Annotated in this window: 21 protein-coding genes and 2 pseudogenes; 14 read left to right on the forward strand and 9 right to left on the reverse strand. The window is 63.0% G+C overall.

Annotation, left to right across the window (positions count from 1 at the left end; genetic code table 11):
- Positions 1-125: 125 nt before the first annotated feature.
- From FQ664_RS11890 to FQ664_RS11900, 3 genes are read right to left on the reverse strand one after another with little or no spacing between them, the layout of a single operon-like run.
- The gene (locus FQ664_RS11890) at positions 126-1,208 is read right to left on the reverse strand and encodes a hypothetical protein (protein ID WP_144172083.1); all 1,083 of its coding nucleotides are present in this window, start codon (positions 1,206-1,208) and stop codon (positions 126-128) included.
- Between the two features lie 38 nt (positions 1,209-1,246).
- Complete coding sequence (locus FQ664_RS11895; protein ID WP_144172084.1) at positions 1,247-1,873, reverse strand: LysE family translocator; 627 nt, start codon at positions 1,871-1,873, stop codon at positions 1,247-1,249.
- Between the two features lie 2 nt (positions 1,874-1,875).
- Positions 1,876-2,664 (reverse strand): YqcI/YcgG family protein, encoded by a 789-nt coding sequence (locus FQ664_RS11900; RefSeq protein WP_144172085.1) that lies wholly within the window; start codon positions 2,662-2,664, stop codon positions 1,876-1,878.
- Positions 2,665-2,823: 159 nt separating this feature from the next.
- Here FQ664_RS11900 and FQ664_RS11905 point away from each other — a divergent pair, with 159 nt between their 5' ends.
- The 10 genes and pseudogenes from FQ664_RS11905 to FQ664_RS11950 all read left to right on the forward strand — a co-directional run bounded on the left by FQ664_RS11905 (position 2,824) and on the right by FQ664_RS11950 (position 16,290).
- The gene (locus FQ664_RS11905; RefSeq protein ID WP_144172086.1) at positions 2,824-3,744 is read left to right on the forward strand and encodes a LysR substrate-binding domain-containing protein; all 921 of its coding nucleotides are present in this window, start codon (positions 2,824-2,826) and stop codon (positions 3,742-3,744) included.
- Between the two features lie 638 nt (positions 3,745-4,382).
- On the forward strand, positions 4,383-6,743 hold the full coding sequence (locus FQ664_RS11910; RefSeq protein WP_144172087.1) for a DNA polymerase II: 2,361 nt from the start codon (positions 4,383-4,385) through the stop codon (positions 6,741-6,743).
- A gap of 169 nt (positions 6,744-6,912) precedes the next feature.
- Positions 6,913-7,836, forward strand: a pseudogene (locus FQ664_RS28090) (dermonecrotic toxin domain-containing protein); the annotation flags it as partial.
- A gap of 361 nt (positions 7,837-8,197) precedes the next feature.
- Positions 8,198-8,431, forward strand: a pseudogene (locus FQ664_RS28095) (NEL-type E3 ubiquitin ligase domain-containing protein); the annotation flags it as partial.
- Between the two features lie 12 nt (positions 8,432-8,443).
- Positions 8,444-8,683 (forward strand): hypothetical protein, encoded by a 240-nt coding sequence (locus FQ664_RS27795; RefSeq protein WP_256675924.1) that lies wholly within the window; start codon positions 8,444-8,446, stop codon positions 8,681-8,683.
- An 86-nt stretch (positions 8,684-8,769) separates the two neighbouring features.
- Complete coding sequence (locus FQ664_RS11930; protein WP_144172091.1) at positions 8,770-13,269, forward strand: NEL-type E3 ubiquitin ligase domain-containing protein; 4,500 nt, start codon at positions 8,770-8,772, stop codon at positions 13,267-13,269.
- Positions 13,270-13,464: 195 nt separating this feature from the next.
- A complete protein-coding gene (locus tag FQ664_RS11935; protein WP_144172092.1) occupies positions 13,465-14,019 on the forward strand; it encodes a DUF4174 domain-containing protein in 555 nt (184 codons plus the stop codon).
- Positions 14,020-14,182: 163 nt separating this feature from the next.
- Positions 14,183-14,674 (forward strand): HvfA family oxazolone/thioamide-modified RiPP metallophore, encoded by a 492-nt coding sequence (locus tag FQ664_RS11940; protein ID WP_013971966.1) that lies wholly within the window; start codon positions 14,183-14,185, stop codon positions 14,672-14,674.
- A 76-nt stretch (positions 14,675-14,750) separates the two neighbouring features.
- Complete coding sequence (locus tag FQ664_RS11945) at positions 14,751-15,599, forward strand: HvfB family MNIO-type RiPP peptide maturase (protein WP_144172093.1); 849 nt, start codon at positions 14,751-14,753, stop codon at positions 15,597-15,599.
- Positions 15,592-16,290: an HvfC family RiPP maturation protein gene (locus tag FQ664_RS11950; protein ID WP_144172094.1), complete on the forward strand. Its 699-nt coding sequence runs from the start codon at positions 15,592-15,594 to the stop codon at positions 16,288-16,290. The genes FQ664_RS11945 and FQ664_RS11950 overlap by 8 nt, the downstream gene beginning before the upstream one ends.
- Before the next feature lie 137 nt (positions 16,291-16,427).
- Here FQ664_RS11950 and FQ664_RS11955 read toward each other — a convergent pair whose 3' ends face one another.
- The 4 genes from FQ664_RS11955 to FQ664_RS11970 all read right to left on the reverse strand — a co-directional run bounded on the left by FQ664_RS11955 (position 16,428) and on the right by FQ664_RS11970 (position 19,705).
- On the reverse strand, positions 16,428-16,916 hold the full coding sequence (locus FQ664_RS11955; protein WP_144172095.1) for an HvfX family Cu-binding RiPP maturation protein: 489 nt from the start codon (positions 16,914-16,916) through the stop codon (positions 16,428-16,430).
- A gap of 15 nt (positions 16,917-16,931) precedes the next feature.
- Positions 16,932-17,549 carry a ferric reductase-like transmembrane domain-containing protein gene (locus FQ664_RS11960; protein ID WP_144172096.1) on the reverse strand — a complete coding sequence of 206 codons (618 nt, stop codon included), beginning with the start codon at positions 17,547-17,549 and terminating at the stop codon, positions 16,932-16,934.
- 132 nt (positions 17,550-17,681) lie between these two features.
- Positions 17,682-18,968, reverse strand: a complete 1,287-nt coding sequence (locus FQ664_RS11965) for a sensor histidine kinase (protein ID WP_144172097.1) — start codon at positions 18,966-18,968, stop codon at positions 17,682-17,684.
- A complete protein-coding gene (locus FQ664_RS11970) occupies positions 18,965-19,705 on the reverse strand; it encodes a response regulator (protein WP_056800498.1) in 741 nt (246 codons plus the stop codon). The genes FQ664_RS11965 and FQ664_RS11970 overlap by 4 nt, the downstream gene beginning before the upstream one ends.
- A gap of 220 nt (positions 19,706-19,925) precedes the next feature.
- On the opposite strand from FQ664_RS11970, the gene FQ664_RS11975 reads away from it, so the two are divergent.
- Together FQ664_RS11975 and FQ664_RS11980 are read left to right on the forward strand one after the other, a co-directional pair.
- Complete coding sequence (locus tag FQ664_RS11975) at positions 19,926-20,201, forward strand: DUF2790 domain-containing protein (protein ID WP_144172098.1); 276 nt, start codon at positions 19,926-19,928, stop codon at positions 20,199-20,201.
- Positions 20,191-20,727: a thioredoxin family protein gene (locus FQ664_RS11980; protein ID WP_256675925.1), complete on the forward strand. Its 537-nt coding sequence runs from the start codon at positions 20,191-20,193 to the stop codon at positions 20,725-20,727. Before FQ664_RS11975 ends, FQ664_RS11980 begins: the two co-directional genes overlap by 11 nt.
- Positions 20,728-20,930: 203 nt before the next feature.
- Here the strand turns inward: FQ664_RS11980 and FQ664_RS11985 are convergent, their stop codons facing one another.
- Positions 20,931-21,779: a shikimate dehydrogenase gene (locus FQ664_RS11985; protein WP_144172099.1), complete on the reverse strand. Its 849-nt coding sequence runs from the start codon at positions 21,777-21,779 to the stop codon at positions 20,931-20,933.
- Positions 21,776-22,225 carry a type II 3-dehydroquinate dehydratase gene (gene aroQ, locus FQ664_RS11990; protein WP_144172100.1) on the reverse strand — a complete coding sequence of 150 codons (450 nt, stop codon included), beginning with the start codon at positions 22,223-22,225 and terminating at the stop codon, positions 21,776-21,778. The genes FQ664_RS11985 and aroQ overlap by 4 nt, the downstream gene beginning before the upstream one ends.
- Before the next feature lie 329 nt (positions 22,226-22,554).
- Here aroQ and FQ664_RS11995 point away from each other — a divergent pair, with 329 nt between their 5' ends.
- On the forward strand, positions 22,555-23,808 hold the full coding sequence (locus FQ664_RS11995; protein WP_144172101.1) for a TolC family protein: 1,254 nt from the start codon (positions 22,555-22,557) through the stop codon (positions 23,806-23,808).
- Complete coding sequence (locus FQ664_RS12000; protein ID WP_144172102.1) at positions 23,801-25,000, forward strand: efflux RND transporter periplasmic adaptor subunit; 1,200 nt, start codon at positions 23,801-23,803, stop codon at positions 24,998-25,000. Before FQ664_RS11995 ends, FQ664_RS12000 begins: the two co-directional genes overlap by 8 nt.
- Positions 25,001-25,010: the final 10 nt, after the last annotated feature.

Below are 25,010 nucleotides of genomic sequence, written 5' to 3' on the forward strand. Positions count from 1 at the left end.
GGTGTGCCAGGTACTGATGGACGGCTTCGATGTTCATGGCGGTCAAGCGTGCGCCTCGGGCAGATCGGAACGACGGCATATTCTAGCCACCCAAGGGGCCTGGCCGGAAGACCACCCGGCAATTGTCAGACGAGCTTGATCGGCGTGACCTTGCGCTGGGCATGTTTTTCCTGGGCAAGGCCAAGCTTGGCGGTAATGACCTTGGCCAGGGCATTGTTGCCCAGGTCGTTCAGGTGCAGGCGATCGATGAACAGGTCGGCCCCGAACACCGGCGAGCTGCTGAGCATGCAGTTCATGTCGTAGCAGGGGACCGGGTCGGCCTGGCTTTTGATACGGCGGAAGAAGGCCGAGTGCAACTGGCTGTCGAACGCGCCGTCCAGTAGCCGGTCGAAATTCGCCGGTTGCCGCTGCAGCGCGTCCAGCATCGTCTGCTCGCCAGCGGGCAGGCTATCCCGACACCAGGGCAGCAACGGCTGCAGGATGAAGGTGAGGGTGGAGTGGCTGTCTGCCAGCAGTCGATCCCATTGGCGCAAGGTCCGGCCAATGTTGTCGGCGGCACGCGCCAGGCGCTTTTCCGGGGGCGACAGCGGCCAGGTGGCAGGCGTTGCGACCGGGGGCGCGGCCAAGGCCTGGCCGATACGCCGCCACAGCGATTGCCGGCGGGGCGCCGCAGTGGGCTGCATGCCTTCGCTGAAACTGTTGAGAAAGTCCTGGTAGGCCTTGGCGTGCTGCGGGTCGTTCAGGCTGGCGAGGACTTCGCAAAGGGCTTCGTGGGCCAGGCTGTTGAGGCCGCTGAGTACCACCACATGGCCGAGCTGGCCAAGGCGGTGCTGATGGGTCAGGAACATCAGCAGCTCCTGGCTGGCATTGAGCCCGCAGCCGGCCAGGCTCAGCCAGACTTCGCCGGTGAGCATCGACAGGTGCGAGGCCACGGTGTTTTCGTCGGAGCTTGCGCCGATGCCCAGGGCGGTGGAGCCGCCAACCAGCAGGTTGATGCGTGATGCACTACCGCGCTCGGCTGCCGAAAAGCGTTTGCCGGCGCAGTGGCTGTAGCGCAGGCCCAGGGCGTCGGTGTTGATGGTACGTGAGCGGTAGCCGGTTTCGTGCACGTGCACAGTGTGCGGGGCACGCCGGCTGCCCAGCAGCAGGAAACGCTGGTAGTCCTGTTGCAATGGCGAAGGCGACGGGCTCGTGTCACTCGCGGTCATGGTCTCTCCCTCATATTGCAGCACGCACTTTGCATCATTCAGGCCGCCAGTTCCTTGAGGTTATACAGCAGGCCGGCGGCGGCGATCAGCAGCAGGGCGACGCCGGAGGCCAGGCTGATCATGCGGTTGCTGCGCTGCGAGGCGATCTTGCCGATGGCGAAGATGTAAAGGCTGAGCACAGCGAAATCGATGACCACCCACAGCAGCGACAGCACCACCATGCTCTTGCCGAACGACTCGGTTATCTGGATGAACTGCGGGAAGAAGGCGATGAAGAAGATGATGTCCTTCGGGTTGGAAATGCCCACCATGAAGCCTTGCAACAACCCGCTGCGCCCCGGCTTGGTAAGCTCGCCCGGTGCCTCGGCTGCAGGCGCCTGCAGGGCGTCCCTGAGAGTGCTCACGGCGGTGTAGCCGATGAACAGGCAGCCGAGCAGGCTCATGGCACTGAGCCAGGCCTTGTCGATGGCGGCGCTGGTGAGAATGATCCAGGCCGCCGCGCCGATCAGCACCAGTGATGCCCAGTTGGTGCCGACAGCGGTGAACATGGCCTTGCGTGAGCCAGAGGCGGCCGCGGTGTTGACGATCAGTGCCACAACCGGGCCGGGGGTGGCGATCAGTAGCAGGACAGTAAGGGCATAGGTAGCGGTGAGTGCGGCGTTCACGGTCAGGTCTCGATCAGTATGTCGGGGGATGCCGGTTGTGCGGCATGGGCGTGGAATGGGCAGCGGGACGGGTTGAGCGACCCGGCCTCCTGCAGTTGGTACTGCTTCCACTCGTAGTTGTCGGCCTCGCCGAAGAAGCCAAGGGAGTCGGGCATGACGCCGTCGTTGTAGTGGTGCACGCGCTCGCGGATGCGTTCGCGGATGCGGTGGCCGCTTTCGGTGTTGGCGTTGGCTACTTCGTCGAAGTTCGCCCGCGGGTTGATGACGAAGGTGATGTGCGCCCCCAGGTTGCGGCTTTTCATCTGCTGGTGGCCGGGAAAATTCATGTTGATGAACAGCGGCATACCGGCAAAGCAGAATGACCAGGCGTTGTCGTCGGGGTCGGTCGGGATGCCCTGCGGCCAGGGCTGCGGGTCGCGCGCGTGCACGCCACGCACCACCTTCCATGCCAGCGCCTGTTGCTCGGCCAGGGTGTAGTCGGCGGCGGTTTCGAGAAAAACCACCAGCGGGCTGCCGATACGCTGCTTGGGTTGGATCGGTGTGACGGTGCGCACGTAGTCGGCCAGGCCCATGGCGATGTCATCGGCCAGCTGCCCGGCGCGGGCGAAGAGGATGTGGCAGGTTGCGCCGTTTACCGCCTTGCGGCCGAACAGGCAGGGGAACTCGGGGTTGGCGAGGATACTGCGAAAATGTTCTACGGCTTTGTAGGTCCAATGTTGCGTGTTCCGGACATGTTCAGCGGCCAGCTCTAGCGCATCCAGGCGATAGCAAGTTCCATAACCCGTAGACATGATTTCCCCAGGCGTAAATTAAATAAACGTTCCAGTCACATGCAGGCAGGATCCTGGTTATGTTTATTATTTACCTGCATTTTCCGAGACGCTCTTGACGTTGTAAAACGCGTGGAACTATGACCTACTATTAGTCTCACTCATGCTCGGGGCGTCGCCATGTCGGAACGGATTCAGGCCTTGCACGCGCTGCGTGCCTTCGAGGTGGCCTCTCGCTATGGCTCATTTACCCGTGCCGCAGAAGAGCTGGCCCTGACCCAGGGCGCCGTCAGCCACCATATCAAGACCCTCGAAACCATGTTCGGCTGTGACCTGTTCGAACGTCGCGGGCCGAAACTGGCCTTGACCGAGCACGGCCGCCTGCTGGCACAGGAACTCAAGGTTGGCTTCAAGATCATCGAAAATGCCTGTGCCCTGCTGCGCCAGGATCGCTATGGCCTGCGTCTGAAGGCGCCGTCCACGCTCACCGTGCGCTGGCTGCTGCGGGCGCTGGATGCGTTCAAGAAGGTCGAGGACAACTGCAGCGTGCAGCTGTCCAGCGTATGGATGGACATCGACAGCGTGGACTTCTATTCCGAGCCCTACGACTGTGCAATCCTTCTGGCCAGCGGGCGTTTTCCCGCCGATATCGAGAGTTTCAAGCTGTTCGATGAATGGCTGATCCCGGTGTGCCACCCGGACTACATGACCCAGGCACAACCGGACCTGGCCGACCTGGCCCAGTGCGAGTTCCTGCACCCGTCCCCCGACCGACGTGACTGGCGGCGCTGGCTGGCTCGCATGGACGCGCTGGACATCAGCATCGACCATGGGCAGGTGTTCGATACCCTCGACCAGGGCATCTCGGCTGCCCAGCAAGGCTTGGGTATTTCGGTGGTCGACCTGGTGCTGGCCAGTGCCGACCTGTTGGCCGGGCGCCTGGTCACGCCGTTCAAGCACGCGGTGGCCACCGGCGACGGCTATTACATGACTTGGCTCAAGGCCAGCCCCAAGGCGCGGCAGATGCACAAACTGCGCGAGTTCCTGCTTGGCCAGGTGCCGCCGCTGGCCTACAAGGACATCAACTACCTGTACGGTTGAACACGCGTTCGAGCGTGAGGTACGGCGGCGGAGCGGTTTTGTGGCGGGGGCGTTTGTCTTGAGGGATTCCGCGCCTGTGAGACCGAGCGCCGCCCGTGCGGCGCAGCGCTCGCTTGTAGGGTAGGACTTGAAGGGAGGAGGAGGGACACCGCTCGCTTCTGACTGTTCGCGCAGTACAGACCGTGGGAGATCGCCGAGCCCCACAGAGGCCCTGCTAATTCAATGAGTGATGTGCCGTTCCATGAGCGGCCACCCGCCGCCATGGCGCCGCGCTGTCACGCAGCAAATGGACGGTGCATGACTTGAGCTATCTGTTTAGCAAGTTCAATCGACGCCAAGAGGCTGCCCCGGGGGCAGCCTCTTTGATTTAGGATTCAGGTGCACGGGACAGGGGCCGTCGTTCGCACTGGTGGCCAACCACCTGCATGAAAGAGTGACCCGCACGGCATCGGTGTGGAGTCACTGTAGGCACGGCTAGCCATGACCACGTATAGGAGAGTGAACCTTTTCGCCGCCGTGTGGGCCGGGACGATCTTTTTCATGGTCAAGTACTAATTGCCTATGAAGGAACTACCAGCAGAATCAGCCACCATAGCGCTAGAATCACCCCCTAAACACATGATTCAGAGGTCGACGCAGTGGAGTTGCAGCAGGGCTTTGTCCTGACCCGGCATTGGCATGACACGCCCGAAGGCACCTGCGTGGAGTTCTGGCTGGCTACCGATCAGGGGCCGCGGCAGGTGCGCCTGGCACCGCAGGAGTCGGTGGCGTTCATCCCGCAGGCGCAGGCCGAGCATGCTCGCGTGTTGCTGGCCAAGGAGCCTGGGGTACAGCTCAAGCCGCTGCGCCTGAAGGACTTCGACCAGCGCCCGGTGCTGGGCCTGTACTGCCGCCAGCATCGGCAACTGATGCAGTTGGAGCAACGCCTGCGCAGCGCCGGCATCGAGGTATTCGAAGCCGATATCCGCCCGCCCGAGCGCTACCTGATGGAGCGCTTCATCACCGCCGCCGTGCAGTTTACCGGCCAGCCGGATGCCCAGGGTGTGGTCTGCGAGGCTCAGCTCAAGCCCTTGACCGGCTATCGCCCGCCGCTGCGCCTGGTGTCGCTGGACATCGAGACCAGCGAGCGTGGCGAGCTGTACAGCATTGCCCTGGAAGGCTGTGGCCAGCGCCAGGTGTACATGCTTGGTCCGGCCAACGGCAAGGCGGATGGCATCGACTTCGCTCTGCACTACTGTGCTGACCGTGCCGAGTTGCTCGGCTGCCTCAACCAGTGGATGGCAGCGCATGACCCGGATGCAATCATCGGCTGGAACCTGGTCCAGTTCGACTTGCGCCTGCTGCACGAACACGCCAAGTTGCTGCAGGTACCGCTGGTACTGGGCCGCAACGGCGCGGCCATGACCTTGCGCAGCCGCGCCGGTGGCGGCCACGTGTTCGCCGATGCCCCGGGGCGGTTGCTGCTCGACGGTATCGAGGCATTGCGCTCGGCAACCTGGAGCTTCCCGTCGTTCAGCCTCGAGAACGTTGCTCAGACTCTGCTGGGTGAAGGCAAGGCCATCGACACGCCCTACCAGCGCATGGATGAAATCAACCGGCGCTTTGCCGAGGACAAACCTGCCCTGGCACGCTACAACCTCAAAGACTGCGAACTGGTCACGCGCATCTTCGCCCACACCCGTCTGCTGGAGTTCCTGCTTGAGCGGGCTTCGGTCACCGGCCTGGCGGTGGACCGCAGCGGCGGGTCAGTGGCTGCCTTCTGCCATTTGTACATTCCGCAGATGCACCGTCTGGGTTTTGTCGCCCCCAACCTCGGCAGCCGCGCCGATGAAGCCAGCCCCGGTGGATTTGTCATGGATTCGCGCCCGGGCTTGTACGACTCGGTGCTGGTGCTGGATTACAAAAGCCTGTACCCCTCGATCATTCGCACCTTCCTGATCGACCCGGTCGGGCTGGTCGAGGGGCTGCGGGAGCCGGATGATGCGCACTCGGTGGAAGGCTTCCGGGGCGGGCGTTTTTCCCGCACCCGGCATTGCCTGCCGGCCATTGTCGAGCGGGTGTGGCAGGGGCGCGAGGCGGCCAAACGCGAGGGTAACGCAGCACTGTCCCAGGCGCTGAAGATCATCATGAATGCGTTCTACGGGGTACTGGGCTCCAGCGGTTGCCGTTTTTTCGACCCGCGCCTTGCCTCATCGATCACCATGCGTGGTCACCAGATCATGCACCAGACTCGGCTGCTGATAGAAGCGCGGGGCTATGACGTGATCTACGGCGATACCGATTCGACGTTCGTCTGGCTCAAGTGTGCCCATGATGAGAACGACGCGGCCCGTATCGGTCAGCGACTGGTGGCTGAAGTGAACCAATGGTGGCGCGAGCACCTGCGCGATACGCTGAACCTGCAAAGTGCGTTGGAACTGCAGTTCGAAACGCATTACCGGCGGTTTCTGATGCCTACCATTCGCGGCGCGGATGAAGGCAGCAAGAAGCGTTATGCCGGGCTGGTACAGCGCGCCGATGGTAGCCAGTCCATGGTCTACAAGGGGCTTGAGTCGGTGCGTACCGATTGGTCGCCTCTGGCGCGCGAGTTCCAGCAGGAGCTGTATGGCCGAGTGTTCCGTGGTGAGCCTTACCGTGATTATGTGCGTGACTACGTCAAACGCACTTTGGCTGGCGAGCTGGACCCGCAGTTGGTCTATCGCAAGCGCCTGCGCCGGCCCCTGGCGGATTATCAGCGCAACATACCGCCGCATGTGCGGGCGGCACGGCTGGCGGATGAATATAACAGCCGCCTGGCCCGCCCCCTGCAATACCAGAACGGTGGCTGGATCAGCTATGTCATTACCACTGCCGGCCCGGAGCCTTTGGAAAACCTGCAATCGCCGATTGACTACGAACACTATCTGAGTCGCCAGTTGCAGCCTGTGGCCGATGCCATTCTGCCGTTTGTCGGTGATGACTTCATGGCCATGACCGGCCGCCAACTGATGTTGTTTTGAGCGTGTAGTACCCGAGTAGTCCTTATCGTTGGCCAGTGCGGCGTAGCGTTGCCCTTTCGACGAAGTGGGGCAGTTCATGGGTGACGGTAACGATCCCGGCCAGGCGGCGAACCTGGCGGTGGAGCAGGGATTTCAGGATGGGCTGATCGCGCGAGCCTTGCCGGCCTGGATGCGCAAACTGGGTGCCGCCAATGCCAAGCACTTCGCCCCGGCAGCACAACCGGTATTGTCGCCGCAACAAACTGCAGCCCTGCTCGAAGCCTTCAAGACCAGTTTGTCCAGCAAGCAACATCTGGGCGTTGCGCTGCGGCGTATCCAGGGCATCGAGCAGTATTGCAGGCCGCTTCTGCAACGTGCGTTGCGCGAGCACCTGTCAGTGACGGCCGACAGCAGTAGGCTCTACCTGCGCCACCATTACTTCAGCCTTTCGCCCAGGCCTGAGTGGGCGGCGGGCCATGTGCCCCAGCAACAACAGAACGACTTCGACATCCTGCTACTCACCGCCGCGCTTGCCAACTTCACCCAGGACGAAGCCCATGGCAACGGGCTGCCGCGCAAGGATTGCATGGTCACCAGTGATGGCAGCGAATTTGCCGGTATGACTGCGCTGGCGTTTGCCGGCTGTTGTCGCAAGCTTGACCTGGGGGCGCGCTATCAAGAGCATCTTGAGACTGTGCTCGGCAGTTTTGCCGAGGGCGGACCCAGCGGGCCTTGCATCGTTACTTCACTCAAGGCGCTAAAGGCGTCATCAATGCTGGTCGATGCCTGTCAGGCCAGAAGCGAAGGGTTGCTGACTGACGAAGAACTGCAGCTGGTCATCGGCTTGTGCCGCGACGGCCGGCCTGGCGTTTGCACCGGACGCACGGTACACGCCCGGCAATTGACAGCCTTCGGCTGCAGGCTCGAGCAGATAGTCGTGCTCGATATGATCGATGATTTTCTCGGGTTCAAATCCAGTGCGCGGGTGCTGGTGTATATCCCGGACGACCCTGTCAGTCCCTGGGGCGCAGCGGCCGATGTTGATACGTTCATCCGTCGTACGTTGGGCAAGCGACTTGCCAGGCAACCCTATCAGCGTTTTTTCAGCCGGTTCATACGTCGACGCGATCGCCCGGCGTTCTTTGCCCAGGTAAGTGAAACCCTGGTCGATGTTGCTGACTGGGCGGCCCGTGACATGGACCAGCACATGGTGGACTACCCGCTGCCATTGTTTGCCCATCTGGCGCGGGCATGGGGTGAACAGGTAAAGGACGATGCCGCGTTCATCGCCGTGCCGGTGACCACGATCGACCGCATGGTTGAGCAGGAGCGGCACAACCGTCTGGTGAACAGTGCCTTGGTGATCGCTGGTGTGGCAGGGCTGTTCGTGCCCGCTCTCAGTGCTTTTTTGCTGAGTGGCGCAGCCTGGAGCCTGCTCAAGGAGGTGTTCCATGCGGTAGAGACCTGGCGCGAGGGTGATACCCGGGCAGGCACTCGATCACCTGGCCGCGCTGCATGCTGCACGTGCCGGCAGGGCGGAGGAGTCGCTGGAGTTCGCCTTGGCCTACCGTCTGGCACTCGTCGAGCACCTGGATTTGCCCATCGAACACGACGAAATGCTCAACCCTGGCGTTGCTTCGCTGACCGGGGGCGACCTTGCCGAGGCTGCTCGCCAGGTGCGAAGCGCGCAATCGCGTGTCACGCTGGCTGATTTCCTCATAATGCAACGGTTCTGGAGGGAATATCTGACGCAGGCGTTCGCGGCCCGCCTGGATGTACCACAGTCGCTACACGATGAGCTGGAGGCGCTGATCGAACGTAATGCGCCCGAGCAGGAGATCAACCAGTTGAACGATCATGTGCAGGCCAGAACGCGTAACGTGCAACTGCAACTGACCCGCGAAGCGATTGGCAGGCACCTGCCCGCCGTGTCGCTCACGCCATCCGTAGCGCGAAGCTGAACCTGGCCGTGAGGTAGTTATCTAGGTGCTGGTCGGGTGACGCTTCTCTTACTGTCGAACCTTTGTGTCAGACGAAGGTTTACAACGTGACCCTACCCACGCCCGAACAACCGTTGCCCGTCGATGTGCTGGCCATGGAGCAAGCCTACCAGGACAGCCTGATCGTGAAGCGTCTGCCCAGATGGATTCGCCAGTTACGGATCGTGTCGCCGACCGAACAGAACATCCCGATCAATGGCTTGTATGCATCGCAGCATGAAGCGTTGCGTGATGCGCTGAAGGACAGCCTGGCCTGCCGGCAATGGCTCAAAGGTGAGCTGGCGCGCATCGAGGGTATCGGGGCGTTCGCCAGGCCGTTGCTGCAGCGCGCCATGCTTGAAAAGACCGGCAAGGCACATGACACCAGTGCTTTGTACTTCCGCACCTGGTACACCTACTATGCACCCAACCGAGGTATTTGGTGGGGGCGGCACCCGGCCAAGGACAAGGATTATTTCGAAGTACCGCTGATCGAGGCGGCGCTGAACAATTTCACCGAGGGCGAAGGCTTGAATGAGCAGCCCAAGGATAACTGCATCGTCGACAGCCACTCGCAAGCAGTTGATACACTCGCCGCGCCAGCGTTTGCGCGCATGTGTCGTCAGCTGGATCTGGGCGGGCGTTACCAACGGCACCTGGACAGCATACTGAAAGCGCCGGCCAGCCAGGACAGCGGGTGGCAGGACATGACCTCGACGTTCGCCCGGCTGTACCGTTCGACCATGGTGATCGATGCATGCAAGGCCAAGTCCGAGGGGGTACTCACGGGGGCGGAACTGCGGTTTATCCTGGACCTGTGCGAGGAAGGGCGTCCGCGTACCTTCCATGAAAGCAAGGTGGTCGCCAGGCAGCTCAAGGTCTTTGGCTGTGAGCTGCAGCAGATTGTCGTGCTCGATGTGCTGCATGAAGGGTGGATGTTCGATTTCAGTCGCCGGATCATCGTCTATGTGCCTGGCGACCCTGATGGCCCGTGGAGCATTGCCAGTAACCTGGAAACCTTCATCCGTAAGGCGCTTGGCAAGCGCCTGCGCAAGGCGCAGTACCAGAAGTTTTTCAAGCGTTTCGTACGGCGGCGTGACAGTCAGCTGTTCTTCTCCAGGGTGGCCCGTGAGCTGGAGGATGTCGCAGACAGCGCCACGCGGGAGATGGACCAGCACATGCTGGATTATCCGTTACCGCTGTTCGATCACCTTGCCGCTGCACGCATCGCACATATCAAGGACGATGCTGCGCTGATTGCCACGCCCGTTGCCGAACTGGATCGCCAGGCCCAGGAAGCCCATCGCAAGCGCTTGGCCGCCGAGGGTTGGACCTTGCTCAATGTAGCGGGGCTGTTCATTCCGGCACTGAACGCGATTTTGCTGGCGGTGATGGTGTGGGACCTGCTGGGTGAGCTGTTTCACGGCGTGGAAGACTGGCGCGAGGGCGATACCAAGGCGGCAATGGACCATTTGCTCTCTGTCAGCAAGGAACTGGCTGTCATCGGGGTTACGGCAGTGGTATGGCGTGAGGCGAGCCGTGCCTGGGCGGCACTGGATAAATGGGTACCGGCGCGCCTGGAGGACGGAACCCAGAAGCTCTGGAACGGTGATCTGCTGCCGTATCGCAGCATGAAGCCACCGGCCGGCAGCGTGGTGGATGAGGCGGGGATCTACCGGGCGCAAGACAAATGCTGGACGATCATTGACGGGCATTACTATGAAATCGCCCAGCACCCTGAGGGCGGGTGGCAACTGACGCCACGTGGCGGACACGGTCCATCGTTACGCCATAACAACGCCGGTGCATGGCGGCTATGGTTCGAGCAGCCTGCCAGCTGGACGGATGCGCACCATATGTTCCGCCGTCTTGGTGAGCGCTTCGCCCGCCTTGACGATCACCATATCGACCAGGCCATGGCGATCCACGGGTTGGATACGGATAACCTCAGGGCGCTGCATGTGTACGCTCGGGCGCCCGAGGCCGAGTTGCTGGATACGGTCGAGCGCCTGTGGATTGACAGTCAGGTGCAAGGCTTGCTGGACGGTCTTAGGGTGGGACGGGGGCTCGATGATGCAGCCTTGCTGAGCAAGGCCCGTGCATTGCCAGGGGTGACCGAACCGCAGGGGCCCGCATTGGCAGAGCTAGTCTGGGCGAAACGCCGCCAGCTATTTCAGCAACTGTACCTTGAGCGACAAGCGCCCGACGACGCGGCGGTGGCGACATTGCGACGAACGTTCCCGAGCCTGCATCGCCTGGCGGCGGGCGAACTGGTGAGCGGCTTGTCCGTAGCAGGGGAGCAGTACCAGGCATTGCTCGAAGGTACAGTGCCGTTCGGCATGGTCGACAGGGCCAGGCTCAGCGCATTGCGCATACGCGTGGCCCGTGCCTGCGAGGCATTGTTCATCGATACACCTCAGACCCTCGACCTGGCCAAGGCCGCATTGACTTTGCTGCAGAGCCTGGACATTCGGGCAGCTCGGCCACGCTGGCGCCTTTACGATAACGATGCCCCGCGACCGGTACTGACTACAGATGGCAGCGGGGTAACCTACAGGCTGGTGCATAAAGCGGGGTTGTTCGAACTTGAAGATGCGTTGGGTATCGAGCTGGCAGGCCCGGGTGAACTGTTCGAAATCATGGTTGGCGCCTTCGATAATGAAGATTTCGCTGCCCTGGGCATCAGTCAGCCCTATGCGCTTGGGTTGCGAGCATCGTTGGCCCGCCAGGTAAGCGGGCGAAGCAACCTGATTGCACAGGTACTGGGCAAGGATTCGCAGCTACCATGGGTGCTGGCGCCTAAGCGCCTGGTCGACGGCAGGATTGGCTACCCTCTGGGGGGCAGCCAGGGGCGGTTTACTCGGCCTTCATCACGCCCCCGCGCTTTCGCGGTACGGCTGCGCGACTTGTACCCGGCTTATAGTGATGAGCAAATCGACGCATGGCTGGCCAGGCTGCACACCTCGGGACGCGACACTGAGAACGAGCTGGGCATGCTCGAACAGCAGTCACGTCTGCTGGAAAAACATCTGAAAAACTGGGAGTGGCAAGGTGCGCTGGTCGGTGAGAAGGATGAGCGCAAGAAATTTCGCAAGGCAATGATGCTGTGCTGGCGGGAGCTGATTCCCTATCAAACCAGGGTGCCGCCCGATCATATGGCCACCGCTTGGCAATTCACCGGGCATGAATTGCGCTCACTCCCGGAGTTGGGGCCTCAGTTCAGCTTTCCTCATGTGACTGAACTTGCCTTGGGTAGCCTGCTGCTAAAGGCCATGCCAGAGCAATTTTTGCAGTGCTTCCCCAACCTCATCTTTTTGGAGCTGAGCAGTAATCGTCTGGCAACTGTGCCGAGCAGTCTGCCTCAGCTTGGCAACTTGCGTGTGCTGGACTTGTCCGATAACAGAATATTGCTGGACGATGCGCAAGCTGCGGTACTCGGGATCTGCAGCCAGTTGCGTTACCTGAACCTGTCGAACAACGACTTGCATGCAGGGTTCTCCGTCGAGGGCATGCCCCGGCTGATGGAGTTGCGCGTGCGCAATACCCGGCTGACTTCGCTGCCGGCCGGGCTGTTGAACTGCTCGGACTTGTACCTGCTCGATGCTTCAGGCAACGCGCTCACTGCATTGCCAGCAGGTTTTCTGGAGGGTGGGTTATGGCAAACCGGGTACGTCGAGTTGTCCGGCAACCCCCTTCCCGCACATCAGGCAGCTGACATTCAAGCCGAGTGGGGCTTTCCAGAATCGAGTGTGGTGCCTTACAGGCTGCGCTGGCTTGACCGCCTGGAGGGAGAAAGGCGGGAAGATCTGGCAAGCTTGTGGATCGGCATCGCGCAAACGGATCGCTCAGCCAACTTCCTGGCTTTGTTGGCACAACTCACACGGTCTCGGGACTTCAAACACCCGCGGCACGGTGTACTGCTGGCGCTGCGGGTACTCGAGCTGATGGAAAGCATGTACAACGCTCCTCAGTTGGCCGAGGAAATATACGCCAATGCGCTGGTCGAGCATTGTGCCGACAACGCCACGGTAGTGTTTGGCCAGTTAGAAATTCGCAAGTTGGTTTGGGACGCCGAGCATTCTGCCCCGGTCGCGAACCAGGAGGGGGTGCTGGTAAGGCTGGCTCGCCGACTGTGGCGGCAGCGCGAGGTTGACCTGATAGCGTTGCGGGAGGCAGAGGCTGTCGGAGCTGGCAATGAATCGCTGGAATGGGCGCTGGCCTATTCGATCCGCTTGCGGGTCGAGCTGGACTTGCCTGGCAATGCGCAGAGCATGCTTCATGAAGGTATTCCGGAACTGGACGATGCTGCAGTAGCGCGCATGCGTGATCGGGTCGCGGAGAGCGAGACTGCGGATGCATTGGCCACATGGATGGTTGAGCAACCGTTCTGGCGCCGATTCATGGAGAAACATTACGCCAGGCAACTGGAAGTGCCGCAGCACCTGAGAAGCCAACTGGAACCGGATGCCGATGAGAATGCTGCTGCAAGGTTGATGAAGGTCATAAGGCAGTGGACCGAGCAGACTGAGCTGCAACTTGCTACCGAGGCCCTGCAGCGGTGGGTGTGACAGGCGCATTGGACTATGCTCACGGTACCGGTGAGCGTTGCACTTGAAGTGGGCGTGCAGGGGCGACTGGTTGTACTGTAATGGCCAGTTACTTTTCGTTGAAACGCTGATGCCCTGGGTGGTTTACGCTCGCCTGTCGGATCTTTCTCCCTGATCTGCAGTCTTCTGGTTTATCGAGAGAATAAGGAGATACGCATGCTCGTCCGGTCATTGACCCTCGCTGCCTTGCTCGCTGTTACAGCGCCTGTTTTTGCCGCCGACAGTGATGCGCCCCTGGCCAAGGAGCTGGGCAAGGCCAGGCCATTGGTGGTGATTGCCCCAAGCACCGCCGACCCGACCTTGCGCGGTTTGAACAAGGCACTTGAAGACCCGGCTACCCAGGCGGCTTTCAAGGAACGTAACCTGGTGCTGTACAGCGTCGCCAACATGATGGGCAAGCGTGAGGACAAGAACCTCGAGCAGCAGACCACCATGGCCCTGATCCGCGAGTTGAAGCTGGGTGCCAGCAAAGGTACCAAGGTGATCCTGGTGGGCAAGGACGGTGAGCGGCACATGCTCAAGGATGACGACAGTGGCGAGGCCATCGACCCGCAGGTGATCATCAAGGCGGTCGATGAGTTGCCCGCCAGCGAAAAAGCCGTAACAGCGCCCGAGCCTGTGGCCGCGGCGGCACCGGAAACCAAGGCCAAGGACAGCAAGCCCGGCAAGCCTGCCAAGCCCGCCGCGCCACCCAAACCACTGGAAGACTGACCCGGCACAACGGCCCCGGCGCACCTTGGGGCCGTTGTGTATCCCACTGTATCTGCCCACGCCGCAGACCCATTCCCATACAAAACCGCGCCCCACGCGATACATCCACGACATACCGCAACGGCCTAATGGCTCCACATTCCAACCACAGTGGAGCGACACCATGACTCAAGTACGAAACACCCTCGGCCTGCTCGGCGCAGCCCTGATCGGCAGCATGGCATTGAGCAGCAGCGCCTTCGCCGTCGAGCCGTTGGCCCAGGGTTACCAGCTGGCGTCGGCCAAGGTGGCCGGCGAGGGCAAATGTGGTGAAGGCAAATGTGGTGGCAGCGCGAAGGCCACCCAGGGCGAAGGCAAATGCGGTGAGGGCAAATGCGGCGCCAGCGCCAAGGCCGGTGCCGAAGGCAAGTGTGGCGAGGGCAAGTGTGGTGATGCCTCGTTCGCCAAGACCGACAGCAACCACGACGGCAAGGTCTCGCGCGACGAGTTCCTGGCGGTAGCCAAGGACCGTGCCGGTGACTTCGACAAGATCGACAGTAACCATGATGGCTTCATCTCCGAACAGGAGGCGGCGGATCACCTCAAGGCGATCTACCAGGCGAATGGCAAGGCCATGCCCGAGGGCCTGTTCAGCCACCTGACCGGCAAATCCTGACCCTCTACCCCATGAACCGCACAACGCCCCTCCTGCTGGTCAGGCGGGGCGTTGTGCCTGTTGCGGAGACCTGTTCATGCCCCCCACATCTTTGTCCCCTCTGCCTTTACAGGCCGGGCTTGGCCTACGCCGCGGCCTGTTGCCGGAACTGCTGGCCATGGAGGCTGGTGCTGTGGACTTTCTCGAATGCGCACCGGAAAACTGGATTGCCGTGGGCGGTGCCTACGGCAAGGGCCTGGCGCAGTTGGCCGAGCGCTTTGCCATTACCTGCCACGGGCTGTCGTTGTCGCTGGGCGGCAGCGAGCCGCTGGACCGCCATTTCCTTGGCCAGACTCGCCAGTTTCTGGATCGCTACCAGGTGCGCTTGTACAGCGAGCACCTGAGCTACTGCAGCGATGACGGGCACCTGTACGACCTGATGCCAATTCCGTTCACCGACGAAGCCGTGCGCCATGTGGCCGCGCGGATTCACCAGGCCCAGGAATACCTGGAGCGACGCATTGCCGTGGAGAACATCAGCTACTACGCCGCGCCGTACCAGGCAATGAGCGAACTCGAGTTCATCCGTGCGGTAGTCGATGAGGCCGACTGCGACCTGCTGCTGGACGTCAACAACGTCTTCGTCAACGCCTGCAACCACGGCTACGACGCCCGCGAATTCCTTGCCGGCTTGCCCCAGGCGCGGGTGACCGGTATGCACGTGGCCGGCCATTACGATGAAGCACCGGACCTCAAGGTCGACACCCATGGGGCCGCGGTGAAGGAAGATGTATGGGCGCTATACGCCATCGCCTGTGCGCGCTTCGGCGTGCAACCGACCGTGCTCGAGCGTGATTTCAACTATCCGCCACTGGTCGAACTGCTCGCCGAAACGGCGCGCATCCGTGCTGTGCAGCGTGCTTCAGGAGGGCAGGCAAATGAATGAGACCTTGCGTGAGCAGCAGTACACCTTGGCTCGGCACCTGCGTGATCCGCAGCGCCATGCGCCGCCGCCGGGCGTGGAGGCCAGGCGCCTGCAAGTTTACCGCGAGTTGTTCTATGGTGCCATCGAAGGTTTGCTGGCCGGCAGTTTTCCGGTGATGCGCCAGGCGTTGGGCGAACAACGCTGGCATGCCCGTGTGCGTGATTTCTATGCCAGCTATCGCAGCCAGACGCCGTTGTTTACCGAGATCGCCGAAGCCTTTGTCGATTACCTGCAAGGTGTCGAACTGGATGCTCCGTGGCAGCTGGAGCTGGCGCACTATGAGTGGATCGAGGCGCAATTGTACCTGAGTGATGCCGAAGAACCGGCCCATGACCCGGCAGGCGATTTGCTGGAAGGGGAGCCGCTGTTGTCTTGTGTGGCACGGGTATTGGCTTATCGCTGGCCGGTGGAGCGTATCGGGGCGGATTACCAGCCAGCAGTGGCACCAGAGACGCCGACCTTGTTACTGGTGTATCGCGATGCGGAGTTGAAAGTGCGCTTCGCGCGCCTGGCGCCGCTGGCATATCGGTTGCTGGCGCTGGAGCAGGGCAGTGGGCGGGCGCGGCTGGAGGCGTTGGGCGGGGATGTGCAGCAGGGGTTGGCATTGCTGGAGGGGCTGCGCGAGCAGGGGGTCATTATCGCTACAGGTTGAGGCGAGGTACTGGGGGCGCGCTGCGCCCCTTTCGCCGGCAAGCCAGCTCCCACCTGGACAGCATTGACCTCAAACCATGTGCTATCCCAGTGGGAGCTGGCTTGCCGGCGATGGGCTGCAAAGCTGCCCCGGCGATTTCACCTGCAGAATCGCGTCCGCAGCCACTGATCCAGGCTCAGTCGCCCAGCCCCTTTCAGCAGCAGTGGCAGCAACGCCATCAGGTAGATCAGCGGTAACTTGAAGTTGCCAAAGCCCTGGTCGGTAATGGCGTAACCCTGCGCCAGCTCGGCCAGGCTCGACCAGTGCGCCGGCCAATGCACCGCGGCAATCGCCACCACGGTCACCACCATCAGCCCCAATGAGGCCAGCCGGGTACCCAGCCCCAGCAACAGCAATAACGGCAGGATCAGCTCCGCCCACATCGACAGCTGCCAGTTCAGCTCGGCAGGCAGCAGGTTGAAGGGGAACGGGAAGTTCGATTGCAGGTCGGCGAACCAGTTGCTGCCATTGAATTTCTCCCAGCCGGATTCGAAAAATTCCCAGGCCAGGAACAGCCGCAACGGCAGGTCGGCGCTCCAGCTACCGAAACGGTCGAAGGTGGTCAGGGTACGGGTCAAGGTGGTCATGCTGGTTTTCTCTTTTCAGGAAAGGGCGCGGGCGTTACGGCGTTGCTGGCGGGTCAGCTTGGCGGTGAGCTTGACGGCGATGGCGCTGAACATCAGGGCGAACGCCAGCGGGTACCAACCGCCCATGGGGATGCGTTTGTAGAACGACAGGCAGAACACCGTGGCCAGTACCCACATGCCGGTGCTGTGCAGGGCCTGCCAGGCACGGCCGCCCAACAGGCGCATGGGGGCCTTGAACGAGGTGATGGTGAGCAGCAGCAGGAACAGGTAGCCGAGGGAGCCGGGCAGGCTGGAAGTGAGCGTGCGGCCGGCCCAGAACAGCTCGGGGAACTGCTGGGCGTAGCGGTAGATCAGTACGCCATGCACGGTGTGGGAAAAGGCGAATGCCAGCCCCAGGTAGCGCCGTTCCTGGAGGATGCGGCGGCTGCTGGTGCCAGGCCGCAAGGTCACCAGCGACGACGCCAGGAAGGCCAGCAGGAACAGCGCGAACGAGCTGCGCGCGGTGGCGCGGATGGCGCTGCGCAGGCCGTCCGGGTCAGGTTGGCTGGCCAGGACCACGACGGTCATCGTCAGGGTCAGGCCGGCGAGGACGGCGAACAGCTTCCAGCCGGAGGGCAGGGTGAGGGGTTTCATCAGGGAGGCTCCCGGAGTGTGGTGGTGTGGCCGGGAGTGTGTCGGGGTGGGGTATCTGCAGTGTGTCGAGGGGATAGGGGTTATGTATCGGTTTGTATTGATGCCTCAGGCCGCACCCACTCCCACAACCTGTCATTTGAGTTCGATCTGTGCGCACAGCCCGCCGCTTGCGCGGTTGCTCAGGGTCAGTCGGCCGCCCATGGCCTGGATCAGCTGGTGGGTAATCGCCAGCCCCAGCCCGGTGCCGCCGGTACTGCGGTTACGTGAGCCTTCCACGCGATAGAACGGCTTGAGCACTTCATCCAGTTCACCGCCGGGTATTCCGGGCCCGTTGTCGAGCACGCGGATTACGGTCATGCCACCCTCGTGGCACACTTCCAGTTCGGCAGCACCGGCAAACTTGAGGGCATTGTCCACCAGGTTCACCAACACCCGGCGCAAGGCATGCGGGCGGGTTTCCAGCAGGTTGCCGCTGCTGCCATGGCGCTCGACCTGAGCGCCACTGTCCTGGTAGTCGAACACCAGGCTGTCGAGGAAGGCATCGAGGTTGACCCGGCACGGTGCCTCGGTGCTGGTGTCCATGCTGCGTGCATAGGCCACGCCTTCGCGCACCAGGTGTTCCATCTCGCCCAGGTCGCTCCACAGCTTGTCCTTTTCCACCCCGTCGTCCATCACTTCGACACGCAGCTTCATGCGCGTGATCGGCGTTTGCAGGTCGTGGGAAATGGCCGCCAGTAACTGCATGCGTTCCTTGAGGTGGGCAGCGATGCGCGCCTGCAGGGCGTTGAAGGCCACGGCGGCGTAGCGCACCTCGCGTGGGCCGTTTTCATCCAGTTGCACTCCGGGTTTGTCCGGGTCGAGGTTGTCCACCGCGCGGGCCAGGCGGGTTAGCGGGCCGATCGCCAGGCGCACCGCCAGCCAGGTGCACAGCAACAGCACGGCCAGCTGGATCAGCAGCACCACGGGTAGCCAGCGGGCTACCGGGACCAGTGATGGGGTTACGTCGATGGTCAGCGGTGCGCCATCGGCCAGGCTCAGGTGTGCCTGGAAGTGCGTATTCGGGCCGGGGATTTCCTGGAAGGTCAGGCGATAGTCGGTGCCAATGGCCTTGACGATCGAATCGGCGGCCATGGGCGGGTCGCTGCTGGGCATCGCTTCGCCCGCCAGGCCCCGGTCCAGCCGGTAGCGGTAGGTACGCCGCTCCAGGCGTGGCAACCAGGCGGCGCGTTCGGACGCGGGTAGTCGGTCGAGGATGGCTACCGAGGTAGCCACGTCCTGCTCCAGGTTGCTGAGCATCATCGAGCGGCTGCTGATATAGCGCTCGTAGGCCTGCAAGCCGAATGACAGGCCGTAGGCCAGCACCAGGCCGGTGAAGAAGATCAGCGCCAGGCGCGAGGCCAGGGTGCGTGGCCCCCTCATGATGGCGACTCGAGCAGTTGCACCGGCAGCGAGAACACGTAGCCCTCGCTGCGCACGGTCTTGATGCAGCTGGGTTCGCGGGCGTCGTCACCCAGGCGCTGGCGCAGGCGGCTGACCAGCAGGTCGATGGAGCGGTCGAAGATATCAGCTTCGCGGCCCTGGGTCAGGTTGAGCAACTGCTCACGACTGAGCACCCGCTGCGGGTGGTCGAGAAACACCCGCAGCAGGCGGTATTCGGCGCCGCTCAAGGCCACCAGGGTGCCTTCGTTGTCGAGCAGGTGGCGCGCGGTGGTGTCCAACCGCCACTGGCCGAAGCCGAGCAGGCGGCTGCTTTCGCTGATGGTCAGGTTGGGTGGCAGCATGCGTGTGCGGCGCAGCACGGCGTTGATACGGGCCAGCAGTTCGCGGGCCGAGAACGGCTTGGTCAGGTAATCGTCGGCGCCCATTTCCAGGCCGATGATGCGGTCGGTTTCGTCGTTGCGGGCGGTCAGCATCAGCACCGGGGTGTTGCGGTGCTTGCCGGCGCGCAGCTCGCGGCACAACAGCAGGCCGTCGTCGCCGGGCATCATGATGTCCAGGACGATCAGGTCGACGCTGTTGGCTTCGAGAAAGGCGCGCATCTGCCGGCCGTCGGCGACGATGCTGGTGCGCAGGCCGTTCTTCTTCAGGTAGTTGCCGACCAGTTCGCGGATTTCGCGGTCGTCGTCGACGATCAGGATGTGATCGACGTGTTCCATGCGCTGCGTTCCTGTGCAAGAGGGGATGGGCGCAGTGTACCGAGCGTGATCGCGCTTGCCTGCGGGGTTTTGTATTGCAGTGTATCTGGCGCGCGTACAGACACAGGAGGAAGCACATCACCGCTTCGGGCGACACATACGGGATACCTGGGCGGCGTGAAATGGCTCTCGACCGGGGAGCACACCTCCCCACCCGCAAGCGTTACACAGGAGATATGCCATGAACGTCAAGACTTTCGCCAGCGCCAGCCTGTTCGCCGTGCTCAGCTTCGGCGCCATCGCCGCCCAGGCCTCCACGATGCCGATGAACGATACCGGGGTCATGCAGTACCGCTACGGTGACCGACTGGATGTGAAGAAAGTGCTGTCGATACAGGATGACCAGAGCAACGCCTGCGGCCCGGTGAACACCCGCATGGACTACCTCGACTCCAAGGGCCAGCAGCAGAGCGTGCAGTACCGTACCTACGCCACCGGCGGTTGCCATGAGAATTGATCGTCGCTTGTTGTTGAAGGTGGGCGGCTTTGCCCTGGCGCTGACCGGCCTGGGCCTGGCCGGGCACCTGATGGCCCGCGACAGCTACGGCGCCATGCCGTCGCTGTCGGGCGCCAGCCAGTGGCTGAATTCGACGTCACTGGATGGCCCCGGGCTCAAGGGCAAGGTGGTGCTGGTGGACTTCTGGACCTGGGACTGCATCAACTGCCGGCGCAGCCTGCCGCATGTGAACGACTGGGCGCGGCGCTATGCCGACCAAGGCCTGGTGGTAGTCGGTGTACACACGCCGGAGTACGACTACGAGCATGACGTTGGCACCTTGCGTGACAAGGTGGCCAGGCTGGGGATCGGTTACCCGGTGGCGGTGGATAACGACTATAAGGTGTGGAATGCCTGGGGCAACCAGTTCTGGCCGGCACACTACTTTGTCGACCGCAAGGGGCAGGTGCGCCATGTGCACTTTGGCGAGGGGGATTATGGGGGGCAGGAGCAGTTGATACAGGCGTTGCTGGATGAAAAAGGGTGAGTTGTCTGTGCCGACCTCTTCGCGGGCTTGCCCGCTCTCATAGAACTGCGCATAACTCGTTGAATTAGCAGGGCCCCTGTGGGAGCGCTTGCGAATTCAGTTCTCTATGCGACAGCGCAGACCAAAGGGCTGGGCCATCTCCCACAGGGATTTGTCGCAGTGCCTGTGTGGGGCAAGCCCGCGAATAAGCCAACACCGATCTGTCAGGTGAAACTGGCAAAATGCGCCTGCATCCGCGCTGCATCCGCCTGGCGCCCGCTGAACAGCTCGAACGCCTTCACCGCCTGGAACACGGCCATGTTGCTGCCGTCCAGGGTGCGGCAGCCCAGTGCCCGGGCGGCGCGCAGCAGTTCGGTTTCCAGCGGGAAGTAGATGATCTCCGCCACCCACAGGCGCGCATGCAGCAGTTCCACCGGCAGCGGCGTGCCCGGCAGCTTGGCCATGCCCACCGGCGTGGTGTTGACCAGTCCGTCCGCCTCGGCCAGGGCCGTGACCAGGTCAGTGCCGACTGCGGCGCGCCCGGCACCGAAATGGGCATTCAGGTTGTCCACCAGGGCCTGCGCTCGGGTCGCGTCCACTTCGAACAGCACCAGCCGCTCGACCCCTTCACCCAGCAGGGCATGGGCTACGGCGGAGCCTGCGCCACCGGCACCCATCTGCACCACCTGGCGCCGTGCCACGTCGGGCAGGCCACGGCGCAAACCTTCGGCAAAGCCCAGGCAGTCGGTGTTGTGGCCGACCCGCTTGCCGTCCTTGAGCACCACGGTGTTCACCGCGCCGATGCCGCGGGCTTCGTCCGACAGTTCGTCGAGCAGTGGCAGGATCGCCTGCTTGAACGGGTAGGTGATGTTGAGCCCGGTGAAACCGGTGTGCTGTGCGGCGTCGAGCAGGCCGGGCAGGGCGCTGTCGTCCAGTTGCAACTGGTCGGCATCGATCAGCCGGTACAGGTAGCGCAGGGCCTGGGCGTCACCTTCGTGTTCGTGTAGGGCAGGGGTGCGCGACAGCTGGATGCCGCGGCCGATCAGGCCGGCGAGGATGGCTTGCTGGCTCATGCGTGGTGCTCCTGCAAAATTTCGGCGAAGTGGCTGAGGGCCATGCGGTAGCCATGGCTGCCCAGGCCGCAGATGACCCCGACGGCGATGGACGATACGAACGACAGGTGACGGAACGGTTCACGTTTGTGCACGTTGGACAGGTGCACTTCGATGACTGGCAGTTCGCTGGCCACCAGGGCGTCGCGGATGGCCACCGAGGTGTGGGTCCAGGCACCAGGGTTGATCACGATACCGGCGCAGCGGCCACGGGCGGCGTGGATCCAGTCGATCAGTTCGCCTTCATGGTTGGTTTGGCGGAATTCGATTTCCAGGCCGTGGGCATGGGCGGTCTCGGCACAGCCCCGGGCCAGGTCGGCGAGGGTTTCATGACCATATTGAGTAGGCTCGCGGGTGCCCAGCATGTTCAGGTTAGGGCCGTTGAGCACGAGAATGAGGGGCTTCATGACGGGCATCGCTTTGTTGTTGTTGGATGCTTCTAGTTTTGTACTGACCGGTTAGTTTAGTCAATTGGACTAAACCACTGCATCGGGAAAGTGGGCGATTATCGAACTTGATATAGCCTGTACCGGCCCTATCGCCGGCAAGCCAGCTCCCACAGGTACTCCACAGGGCTCCAGCTTGGTCACGGACCTGTGGGAGCTGGCTTGCCGGCGATAGGGCCAGAGCAGACAGCCTGCAGCTCGATTACAAAATTGTAATTTTCCCGCCACCACCCCGATAAGCACGACTTTCTACAGTCCCTTGCCAAAGCTCGCCGACGAGGACCTGTTTCGTGCCCATCCCCCGCAAGACCGCCTTGCTCTGCCTGTTGCTGGCCGGCGCCGCCAGCGCCCAGGCCAGCCAGAGCCTGAGCCTGCCTCAGGCGCTTGACGCCGCCTTTGCCCAGAACCCGGAACTGGCCGCGGCTGGCCGGGAAATCGGCATTGCCGACGGCGAGCGGCGCCAGGCCGGGCTAATCCCCAACCCGGAACTGTCCTGGGAGGTCGAGGACACCCGTCGTGACACCAGCACTACCACAGTCACCCTCAGCCAGCCGCTGGAACTGGGCGGCAAGCGCGGCGCACGCATCGCCGTGGCCGGTGCCGGCCAGGCCATTGCCCAGCTGGACCTGGAGCGCCAGCGCAACGCCCTGCGCGCCGAGGTGGTGCAGGCCTTCCACGCGGCCTTGCGCGCGCAGACCGCGTTGGAGCTGGCACAGCAATCGCAGGCGTTGACCGAACGTGGGCTGCGAGTGGTGCAGGGGCGGGTGATCGCCGGCCAGTCATCGCCCGTGGAAGCCACCCGGGCCCAGGTGCAGTTGGCCCAGGCTCAAGCCGAAGTGCGCCGCGCGCAAACCCAGCGCAGCGTGGCCTACCAGGCCCTGGCACGGTTGACCGGCAGCCCGTTGGTAAGCTTCGACCAGTTGCAGGCAGCCAACCTGTTTCCCGGTGATGCGCCCAGCGCTGACGCCCTGCTCAGCCGGGTCGAGCAGACGGTCGAATGGCGCCTGGCTGCTGCCCAGGTCGAGCGTGGTGACGCGTCCCTGGGGTCGGAAAAGGCCCTGCGCACTCCCAACCTCACCATCAGCCTTGGCAGCCAGTACAGCCGCGAAGACCGCGAGCGGGTCAATGTGGTGGGCCTGTCGATGCCCTTGCCGTTGTTCGACCGCAACCAGGGCAACGTGCTGGCCGCGGCCCGCCGTGCCGACCAGGCGCGTGACCTGCGCAACGCCGTGGAGCTGCGCTTGCGCAGTGAAACCCGGAGCGCCGTCAGCCAGTGGGCCACGGCCATGCAGGAAGTGCAGGCCTATGACCACACCATCCTGCCTTCTGCGCAGCAGGCCGTGGACACCGCCACCCGCGGTTTCGAAATGGGCAAGTTCGCCTTTCTCGATGTTCTCGACGCCCAGCGCACGCTGATCGAGGCACGTGGGCTGTACCTCGAGGCACTGGCCTCGGCGACCGACGCGCGGGCGCAGGTCGAGCGGATCTATGGCGACCTCGATGGCCTGAGCAACAAATTGAACAGCAGGAGCAACAATGACTAATCCACGCAAGATAGCCCTTCTGGCTGCCGCCATTGCCGCGCTTGGCCTGGGTGGCCTGGCCTGGACCGACAACCTTGGCAAGGCGTCGAGCACGCAAGCCCGGCACGACGACCACGGCGAAGACAGCCACGGCCACGGCGAGGAACAGGCCGGCGAAGGCCACGAAGAAGAAGAGGGCAAGCTGCACCTGTCCAGTGCCCAGATCGAAGCTGCCGGTGTGCAACTGGCCAGCGCCGGCCCTCGTGAGCTGGCTACCGCCATCAGCTTCCCGGGTGAAATCCGCTTTGACGAAGACCGTACCGCCCACGTCGTGCCACGCGTGCCCGGCGTGGTCGAGGCGGTGCAAGCCGAGCTGGGCCAGGCGGTCAAGCGCGGCCAGGTGCTGGCGGTGATCGCCAGCCAGCAGATTTCCGACCTGCGCAGCGAGCAACAAGCTGCCCAGCGCCGCCTGGAACTGGCGCGCCTGACCTTCCAGCGTGAACAACAGCTGTGGCAGGAGCGCATCAGCGCCGAACAGGATTACCTGCAGGCCCGCCAGGCGTTGCAGGAGGCCGAGATTGCCTTGGCCAACGCTCGGCAGAAGGTCGCCGCCGTGGGCCCGGCCGGCACCGGCAACCGCTATGAACTGCGCGCGCCGTTCGATGCAGTGGTAGTGGAAAAGCACCTGACCGTGGGCGAGGTGGTCGATGAGACCAGCAACGCCTTCACCCTGTCTGACCTGAACCGGGTCTGGGCCACCTTCGCCGTCGCCCCACGCGACCTGGACAAGGTGGTCACCGGCCGCAATGTCACGGTCAGCGCGCCGGACCTGGGTGCCCAGGTCGAGGGCAAGGTCAACTACGTTGGCAGCCTGCTCGGCGAGCAGAACCGCGCTGCCACTGTCCGCGCCACCCTGGGTAATCCCAACGGCGCCTGGCGCCCCGGGCTGTTCGTCAATGTTGCGGTCAGCGTCGAGCGCTTCAATGCCGCCGTGGTGGTGCCGGAAAGCGCCTTGCAAGCCTGGGAGGAGCAGACCGTGGTGTTTGCCCGCACCGAGGAAGGCTTCGAGGCCCGCCCGGTGAAGACCGGCCGCCGCGACGCCGGCCAGGTGGAAATCACTACCGGCCTTGCCACCGGAACCCAGGTGGCCGCCGCCGGCAGCTTTGTCCTCAAGTCCGAGCTGGGCAAGGGCTCGGCCGAGCACAGCCATTGATCACGGGGAC

Source organism: Pseudomonas persica, assembly GCF_900291015.1.
Classification (GTDB): domain Bacteria; phylum Pseudomonadota; class Gammaproteobacteria; order Pseudomonadales; family Pseudomonadaceae; genus Aquipseudomonas.